Below are 6631 nucleotides of genomic sequence, written 5' to 3' on the forward strand. Positions count from 1 at the left end.
CTTTTATACTGATGTCAGGGCTGATACTATTTTTTCTATTTTCATCATCATTATCCTTTTTAACCTTATTGGCTACTTTATTTTCATCACCATTTAAAAAATCATGGTTTATTTTTACAATATTTGAAGTGATTTCTACTTTGTTTGGAATTTTATTGATGTTATCTATTTTGAATACAATTGGTTGTTTGTGTTTTAATTGATTTGAAGTATAAGCTTGTGTTTCAAAATCATTAATAACAGTTAGAACATTGCTCTTTTTATTTATTACTGCTATTTTCTGTATTAGTTCTTCGACTTTTTTTGAGTCATGTGGATTTTTATTTAATTCAGTCTTTAGTTCTTTCTCCAATTCTTCCTTTTTTGTCTGTTTATCCTCATGATTAGTTTGAGAATAATTACTTACCCCTGATAAGAGTAAAAATGCGAGTAATAGTTTTTTCATGTTTCTAGTTTTTAGAATTGTTTAAAATTGAAATAAACACCAAATAGAGTTACCAAATCTAATCTTTATTAAAAAGCCAGAAATGAGTATAAACACTTGTTTTTCAGATGTAAACGTAAAAATTATTGATAAATATAACTAGGGGAAAAATACCCTTTTTTATCAGGCAGATACATCCTTTAAACCCAAATGAACATTCCTTAGCTTCAAATTCGCAACCATGAAATAAACCTAAAGTATGGAACAAAAAAAAACGGCGTCCTACCCACTGAAAGTCGTCTAAACAAATATCTAATTTAAACCTAAACTAAATAATTATTAACTCATTATATATTAGGTTATGTTTGAAAAAATTAAGCCATTTGAACATTTTGCAAGCTAAATGTAAATGGGGTAGAGGAAGAACCAGAACCGCCACCAGTCATCACAATATCGGCACTAGAAATCCCTAACAAACTAATCTCAGTGTTTATTTTCGACATAATGGCTGAATTTATTACTTCACCTTCGGTTATTTGAGAAACAACACCAATCCAAATAGTAGGTTTAAATGAAAAAACTGCTTTATGACTTGGTACGATATTTTGAGTTGAAGCATATAAGCTACCGCTACGATATACATTCCCGCTGATAGAACCCCTTGGTAAATTATTAGCAATCTCTATTTCAGTAGAAATCATTGTAGGTTGCCCACTCAATTGCAAAACATCCCCAGAAGTATTCTTGATCATCTCAAATTGCTGACCGTTTTGGGCTAATAATTCAGGGGTATAATTCCCATAAGAATCTCCAGCCGAAACATGCACATTTAGATCATAATTTAAAGGATGATGTTCTCCTATACCGCAATTTTCGATTACTTTCCAGGCAATAGCAAGCTCGTCAAAAACCATAGCACTATTTTTAGAAAATATAACAATACTACTATTATTGATGTCATTTGAATGATTAATGAAATTTAATTTTATTCCCTTCATAAATTATGGTACTGTAAGACAGTGTCTTGGTTATTTCTAAAATTAATATTTTCTTTAGAAATTAATGTGTTTTAAAAGTTAAGTAAGCCCGTTGGGTATAGTTATGATTTCAAGCCCATTATTTCGACCTACTGTCACTCTCTTTACGCTGATTGTAATGTTTACAATCAATTTTAAAATGTTTTTTATTTAATTGCACCGATGGGGTTTGAATAAGCTAAAAGTGTAAGGCTGCCCATAATCTATTGGGATCTATGGAAACCTTACACTTTTAAACTCTTATTCAATCTATTTCTGAATTAACTTAACTTTTCTACCTGAAATAGAATCACCTCGTCTAATATCAGCATACACGTGACTTAAAAAGTTAGGGTCTAAAGTAGGTTTAGACGACTTATAATCATGATGACAACTAAAACAAGAACCATTTAGGTTATAGGCCGTACTTTGATCATAGGTTTCCATTGTGCTATTTGCCAACTGACTTGTACCTATAGCCACACCGCTTTTGGTATTGGTAGCGGAATAACTTTGACCATTAGGTGCTGCGCCACCATCCGTCCAAGTGGATCCTATAAAGAGATAATTTTTTCGTATATCATTACCAACCAATTGTGATAGCACCGAATTGTTAATCGATATGATCTGACTATTGGAAGCCGCTGCAGTTGCATTCTCAGGGTTTGGAACTCCTTTATTTGCTACACCCCAAGGCTTGGTTCTGGTAGTATTACTCGGGCTAATGGTATTATTTGCCGGTGGTAGAGGATTGGTAGTCCACTGTGCAGAAATAGTATCGTTTTTAAACTTCATGTGCGAGATATTAATGTTGTTCGTATCTGCTGGTACCGAATTCAAAACCCAAAGGCCTTTACTATCTGCCGCAATCTTCTGTTGCTTCTTTGAGGTATCTAAATAGGTGTAACTTAAATTAGGAGCATTATTTTTATGTTCAAAAGTGGACCACACCATCTCTGGATGTCCAGCCGTACTTCCCACAATGTGCACACCCAACAGGGCTAATTTTATTTTTTGAGTTTTATTAGGAATGATAGTCCACTTTTTTGATGTTTTAATATAAGTAGGTACAAGTGCATCTATAGTAATATATTTACTTAGATCTTTCACAGTACTAGCATCAACCCACGAAGTTTTAAGTTCGATGGCTAAGGCCTTGGCATCTGGTAAAACAATATTTTGACTTTTAGCATAAGCTACAATAGTATTTAGTTCAGCTTGTGTGGTTGGAAATTGCTTGCCTTTCATTTTGCCTGCATTTACAGCCGCTATAAACTGTGCATACACATCATTTACCATGGTAATATAATAGAGTAAGGCACCATCTTTTGACATCAAAGCATCGCCTGTGGCTTGTCCTTCCTCGCTATCAACACCTCTACTTTTTTCTATATTAGGTAGCGCACTCAACAATATACCAGGTCTATGCGGAATTAATTTTCTTTCATTTACACCAAATTCTGGTGAAACGGTATAGAAAACAGGAGATTCTAAAACCGTCTTACTTTTTCCATAAATACCTGAGCTTGGCGAAGTAATCCACAAAAACATTTGCTCAGACCATCGGTAAAAATCACCATTGTCTTCATGACCAAAAGTCACACTGTTAGCAGGTTCTACAGCTCCGTTCTCAGTAGGATTACCACCCACAAACCAAGTCTTAAACTCAGAAGGAGTGACTACACAAGAAGGTAAAACATTGATTGGCAAGTAGCTTGAAGCTTCTGTTTTTTCTTGGGTTTTACAAGCTATAAAAATGGTGAGCCCTAAGAAGGCTACGACACTTAATTTGGTAATTGTTTTTTTCATGGGGAGTAATGGTTTCGTTACTATTAGTTTTTGTTAGTAATTGTTTAACCAAAAATATGACAAGCCAAGCAGATAGTTTAACGTATAAATACCTGCTTTTTATTTTTTTTTTGGCATACCCTCGCAAAGCCCATCACTTGAGAGTTAATTTTTAAAAAAAATCGTCTATCATAATCTGTTCATGGATTGACCGTACATTACAAGTCGTGGAACTCCCTGTGTCATGTCTCGAGCTTTCCATTACCATACTATATCAAGCACAAGTATTAAATTAAAGTGTTTATAATAAGAGAATATCGTTCTACGAAATAAGTGTGTTAAATTTATTTGACTAAACAAGATGAAAAAGAGTGATGCAATTATTAGATTTGACTGACTAATAATAGGCGTTTTACCTTAGTCTCTTTTTGTCTGTTCCAATAAATAGTATTGGCGCCAGATCTTGAAATAAAGAAATGGCTATTTCAATTTGCATTAAAAGTCTACACAGTTTTTGAAGTTCTGAGTTATTTTATAGAGAAATGTATTTATAAAGCAAAGAGCGCTTTTGTACTTGATAAGTTACGACGCTTAACTTAAACTCTAATTTTTATTCATATCTAAATTAAGATCAATTTTCAATCAAACAAATCACAAAAGTAGTTATTCCTTCATCATTTCTATATGCCAAGTAGCCTCCGTGAGCCTCAACTATGCTTTTAGATAAAGTTAAACCAATTCCGGCTCCTTCTTTTCGGGTGGTGAAGAAAGGCAAGAATATTTTGTTTTCTATTTCTTTTTCGATGCCTTGCCCTGTATCAGTGATCATGATAAAAATTCGCTTTTCTTTGACTTCTGCCGATATAATAATTTGTTTTTTTTCTGAATTAGATAAAGCGTATATGCAATTTGTCAAAAGATTGATAAATACTTGCTCCATCTGTTGCGGGTCAATATGGAGTCTGCGGTCAAACGCAATTGTATTTATGACTTCTATGTGTTCCTTTTTAAACAATGGATTCATGATTTGACAACTGTTGTCAATCAATTTTGACAGTTCCATTATTTGTTTTTTGGGCGATGGCAACATGGCCAGTTTTCGGTAACTTTCTACAAATTGCTGCAAGTGGTCACTTCGTCTCAACATCGTGGTAACACTACTTTTCATATCGTCTAAATCTTCTGCCGAAATGGTTTCCTGCTGCACCAGGTCTTGTAAATTCTGAGAAAGTGACCGAATGGGAGTTATCGAATTCAAGAGCTCGTGTGAAATCACTTTCATTAAATTGACCCAAGCTTCTTTCTCTTTTTTCTCAATTACATTTTGAATTGAATCCAGTACAACAATAAAATAATCCCGATTGTAAATTTCGCTTCTAGAAGACTGCATCACAAATGTTTGCGTGTCTTGCTGATTGACACGAATCTCTAAAGATGTTTTAATTTCCTGAAAATCCTGTTTTTCGATAATTTCACATAACGCCGGCAAATGATTTTTCAGATACTTCCATTTAGACACTTTTGGGACATCAAAATGTTTCGAAAAAAAATCATTCATCAAAAAAATGTTCCAGTCACTTCCATCTTTTTGTAAGATAATAATTCCTGTTTCGATAGTATTTAAAATAGAACGGTAAACAATATCTTTTGAAACCTGCTCGTTTTCTTTGTTTTTTAGCGTTTCGTACAGCTTGAATAAATTAGAATAATTTTGATACGATTTATGTTTCGAAAAATCGGAGGTGAAATCATTTTGCAAAATTGAAGTGATTGTTCTGTCGTAAAGCTGAAAGGTGTTTTTAATGTAAAAATACATTTCGACAAAGAGTATGAAAAGTATGAGTGTCCCAAAAAGTGCAGTAAAGACCAATCCTTTTTGAAAAATAAATAGGGAAATTACAGAAAGGCAAAGAATAAAAATTAATCTAAGAAAAAGGAGTTGGTATATTTTTAAAGATGTAAACATATTAGTTGATGTTATATTTTTCTAAACGTCGATACAAAGCACCTCTGGATAATCCTAGTTCCTCGGCAGTTTTACTAATATTGTTGTTGTTTTTAAATAGGATTTTTTCAATAGCCGTTTTTTCTAATGCCGAAAGTTGGATATCATCTTGATTGTCTTCGTAGGTTGTGATTTGTTCCAAATCCAAATCCGAAACGGTAATGTAATTGTTCTCACAAAGAATCACGGCACGTTCTACTCGGTTTTCCATTTCACGAATATTTCCATTCCAAGCGTGATTTGCTATTTGTTCCAATGCTTTTTCGTCAAAAGTAATTGTGTCTCGTCCGTATTTTGTAATCATTTTTTGCAAAAGATACTGCGCCAAAGGAATTTTATCTTCGATTCGCTCGCGCAAAGGAGGCAACACAATTTCCATAGTATTGATACGATAATACAAATCTTCACGGAAATTCTTATCTGTAACTTCTTGTTTCAAATTCAGATTGGTGGCTGTGATAATACGAACATTGAGCGGTCTTGCTTTTGATTCTCCTAAACGGGTCACCATTTTGGTTTGAATTATCTGCAAGAGTTTAGATTGTAAATGCAATGAGACGTTTCCAATTTCATCCAAAAAAATAGTGCCGTTTTGAGCCATTTCAAAACGTCCTGGAGTATCAACCTTCGCATCTGTAAAAGCACCCTTAGCATAGCCGAACAATTCGCTTTCAAAAATATTGGAATTCAATGATCCCAAATCAACATGAATAAATGGACTATTTTTTCGCTCTGATTGCAGATGGATATGATGTGACAGCACAAATTTACCGGTTCCGTTCTCGCCAAGTATTAAAACATTGGCATCGGTTTTGGCCACTTTATCGGCCAGAGAATAAGCTTTTTTTATAACCTCTGAATTACCAACAAAAAATTCGTCTACAATCTCGATATTATTAGATTTCTTTTGCTCTTTACGGCTTTTGTCAACTGCCTGTTTTACAACGCTAAGTAATTTTTCATTTTCCCAAGGTTTCAAAATATAATCAAAAGCACCTGCTTTTAAACCTTCTACAGCAGTTTCTACTTTACCAAATGCGGTCATCAAAATAACGACCGTTTTTGGCGAAAGCGTTTTTATTTCTTTTAATAAATACAAACCTTCTCTGCCGTCTTCAAATCCTATTCTGTAATTCATATCGAGCAAAACCACATCAATGTTGTTTTGTGATAATAGTTCCACAACATTTTTGGGGTTATTAAGGGTATAAATATTTTCAAAATGCTTTTTTAGTAGCATTTTTGAAGCAAAAAGAATATCTTCTTCGTCGTCTATGACTAATATGGAGGCGCTGGTCTTTTTCATTCTAATGCAATAGCTGTATTTTTTTATTCAGAAAATGGAATCATTGTTCGGTTTCGGACAAATAGTGTTCAATTATGGACACCATGTAAATT

5 protein-coding genes are annotated in these 6631 nt (G+C 33.6%); all 5 read right to left on the reverse strand.

The window, feature by feature from the left end:
- Positions 1 to 445, reverse strand: a 445-nt coding sequence (locus tag FPG59_RS12470; protein ID WP_140344654.1) for a hypothetical protein, incomplete at its 3' end; no start/stop codon positions are given.
- 353 nt (positions 446 to 798) lie between these two features.
- On the reverse strand, positions 799 to 1422 hold the full coding sequence (locus FPG59_RS12475; protein ID WP_086454922.1) for a hypothetical protein: 624 nt from the start codon (positions 1420 to 1422) through the stop codon (positions 799 to 801).
- A 288-nt stretch (positions 1423 to 1710) separates the two neighbouring features.
- The gene (locus FPG59_RS12480; RefSeq protein ID WP_086454923.1) at positions 1711 to 3249 is read right to left on the reverse strand and encodes a hypothetical protein; all 1539 of its coding nucleotides are present in this window, start codon (positions 3247 to 3249) and stop codon (positions 1711 to 1713) included.
- Between the two features lie 610 nt (positions 3250 to 3859).
- The gene (locus tag FPG59_RS12485; protein ID WP_254906701.1) at positions 3860 to 5044 is read right to left on the reverse strand and encodes a PAS domain-containing sensor histidine kinase; all 1185 of its coding nucleotides are present in this window, start codon (positions 5042 to 5044) and stop codon (positions 3860 to 3862) included.
- Between the two features lie 151 nt (positions 5045 to 5195).
- Positions 5196 to 6539, reverse strand: a complete 1344-nt coding sequence (locus FPG59_RS12490; protein WP_086454925.1) for a sigma-54 dependent transcriptional regulator — start codon at positions 6537 to 6539, stop codon at positions 5196 to 5198.
- Positions 6540 to 6631 lie beyond the last annotated feature (92 nt).

It is taken from the genome of Flavobacterium sp. FPG59 (genome assembly GCF_002150205.1).
In the GTDB taxonomy this organism is placed as follows: domain Bacteria; phylum Bacteroidota; class Bacteroidia; order Flavobacteriales; family Flavobacteriaceae; genus Flavobacterium.